At 47.6% G+C, this 2,504-nt stretch carries 3 protein-coding genes and 1 pseudogene; all 4 read right to left on the bottom strand.

All coding sequences use genetic code 11. The features are described 5' to 3' along the window. Positions 1 to 459 (bottom strand): TRAP transporter large permease subunit (locus A3751_RS10425; protein WP_156492374.1); only part of this gene is annotated, 459 nt, incomplete at its 3' end. After that, positions 456 to 992, bottom strand: coding sequence for a TRAP transporter small permease subunit (locus tag A3751_RS10420; protein WP_156492373.1), 537 nt, complete (start codon positions 990 to 992; stop codon positions 456 to 458). The genes A3751_RS10425 and A3751_RS10420, both read right to left, overlap by 4 nt. A gap of 45 nt (positions 993 to 1,037) precedes the next feature. Beyond that, positions 1,038 to 2,141 carry a TRAP transporter substrate-binding protein gene (locus A3751_RS10415; protein ID WP_068455454.1) on the bottom strand — a complete coding sequence of 368 codons (1,104 nt, stop codon included), beginning with the start codon at positions 2,139 to 2,141 and terminating at the stop codon, positions 1,038 to 1,040. 127 nt (positions 2,142 to 2,268) lie between these two features. Then, a pseudogene (trpC, locus tag A3751_RS10410) lies at positions 2,269 to 2,504 on the bottom strand (indole-3-glycerol-phosphate synthase TrpC); the annotation flags it as partial.

The raw sequence follows: 2,504 nt of genomic DNA, 5'->3' as shown, positions 1-2,504 counted from the left end.
GGGCGGTATTATTTGGCCAAGCGTGCCAGAGGCGCAAATCGTGCCACAGGCCAGTTGCTTGTCGTAATTATACTTGAGCATACAAGGCAGAGAGATCAACCCCATGGCAACGACGCTTGCCCCTACGACACCGGTCGACGCTGCGAGCAGTGCGCCGACCAAAATCGTGCTAATCGCGACGCCACCACTCATCCGCCCAAACAATTGCGACATTGAAACTAGCAACTGCTCTGCAAGCTTTGTTTTCTGGAGTACAACACCCATGAAAATAAACAAAGGAATCGCCATTAATATGGTGTTTTCCATGATGCTTTGAATGCGATACGGCATAAATGCAAATAGATCGACGCCTTCAGCAAACACGCCGAAAATCAGGGCAACACCCGCAAAGGTGAAGGCAACAGGAAAACCCAACATCAGCAGCAACAGCGCTGCAAAGAACATGATAATACCGATCACGACAACATCCCTTTATCGACACCTGAGTAGTCTTCTTCCCCTTTGAGTACAAGCAGCGCCTTGGTTACCATCCCGATCCCGGCAATCCCCATGAGGGCGAAAGAGACAGGTATGAGCGATTTTATAATCCAGCGATAGGGCAATCCGCCAGGGTCGCCGCTCCCCTCACCCATTTGAAAGGCATCAAAAGAGAAACTAACACCGTAATAGGTGACTAGAACGACAAATGGAAAAACAAAGACTAGAGCACCGATCATATTGATCAGTGCTTTTCGTTTATCTGACCAGTTATCGTAAAAAATATCGACTCGAACATGGCCGTCTCGCTGCATCGCGTATGGCGTTCCCAGTAAAAATACCGTTGCGAAAAGATGCCATTCGAGTTCTTGCATGCCAATTGAAACGTCATTAAATGCGTAACGCATCACCACGTCATAAAAGACGTTAAACAGCATCAACACCATGGCGAGGCACGCGAGGGCGCCGCAAGCACTAGTGATCTTTGCACACAGGCGATCAATCGTTCGAATCATAGGATCAAAAAAGCCCAAGGTTTTATGCTTGGGCTTTCCTTAGTCTTAATTAAGGCTATCGAGGTAGGCCTTGTCTGAAATCAGCGTCCACTCACGAACCTGCTCCATATAGGTTTTCTGCGACTCCAACACGCGCGCAGCAAATGGGTCAGCTTCAGCATTCGCTTTTAACAGGTCGTCATTTGCACTGCGAATCGCCGTCATGACTTCTTCTGGAAACGTTTTCACAAGAATGTTCGGGAACTCTTCCTTCATAGCCGCCCAGTTCTTACCGCTTTCGTGGGTAGACTGAATGTACATATCATAAGCAACGGTTTTCATCGCTGTTCTTAAGATTTCCTGAAGGTCTGCAGGCAAGGCATCGAAGGTTTTCTTGTTCACAAGAAACTGCAACTCCGTTGCTGGCTCGTGCCAACCGGTATAGTAATAAGGTGCAATCTTGTGGAATCCCATACGCAAGTCAAGAGAAGGGCCAACCCACTCAAGGGCATCAATTGTGCCTCGCTCTAGTGCCGTGTATAGCTCACCTGGAGGGATGTTCGTTGGCTTAGCACCCAGTTGCGCAAGCACTTCACCCGCAAAGCCCGGAATTCGCATTTTCAGGCCTTGAAGGTCTTCGACCGTTTTAATCTCTTTTTGGAACCAACCACCCATTTGATTAGATGTGTTGCCACCAGGAAATGACATAAGGTTGTGCTGTGAATACAGCTCATCCATTAACTCCATGCCGCCACCATAATAAAACCATGCATACTGTTCTGGCGCGATCATGCCAAATGGCATCGTCGTAAAATAGAGCGTCGCGGGAACCTTGCCTTTCCAATAGTAGGATGCCGAATGCCCTAGATCATATTGCCCTGACTTCACCATATCGAAAATGCCAAAAGGCGATTTGTGCTTATTGGAAGAATCGATGGTGATCTTCAAACGACCATTCGACATTTTGTCGACCATCGTGGCGAGGTTCTTCGTTGCATCACCAAAGATAGGGAAGTTAGGCCCCCAAGTTTCAGCCAACTTCAGGGTGGTTGTTTCAACCTTCTGTTCCGTGCTTGTTTGCTGCTCTGCCTTTTCAGAACAGGCAGCCAAACCAAGTGCCGTTGCGACAAGAAGCGATTGCAATAAACGGGAGGATGTTAGGGCTTTCATAATTGCGTCCTTTATTTTTGTTTGCGCTGTGAAAAGCTACCAGAAGTAATGTGCTATTTCACCCCTTACTTTGGTCTTAGCGAGGGGTGCTCTCAGTCCTCTTGAAAAGTCCTCTTAAAAAGTCCTCTTAAAAAAACAGTCTCGCCAATTCATCACCTGGGTCGGCCGCACGCATAAAGGCCTCTCCCACCAAAAACGCGTTTACCTGTTTCTCTCGCATCGCTTGCACATCATCCAGAGTATGAATACCACTTTCTGTTACGACGATTTTGTCTTCAGGAATGGAAGGCAAGAGCGAAAACGTGTTTTCTAGGCTAACCTCAAAGCTGTGCAAATCGCGATTATTAATGCCGATGAGTTTAG

This window comes from Oleiphilus sp. HI0080, from assembly GCF_001635135.1.
This window is presented reverse-complemented; position numbering and strand designations above follow the sequence as displayed.

What these genes read in the sequence shown, in the direction of transcription:
- A3751_RS10420 (WP_156492373.1), bottom strand. Translation starts at nt 992, where the DNA reads ATGATTCGAACGATTGATCGCCTGTGTGCAAAGATCACTAGTGCTTGC.
- A3751_RS10415 (WP_068455454.1), bottom strand. Translation starts at nt 2,141, where the DNA reads ATGAAAGCCCTAACATCCTCCCGTTTATTGCAATCGCTTCTTGTCGCA.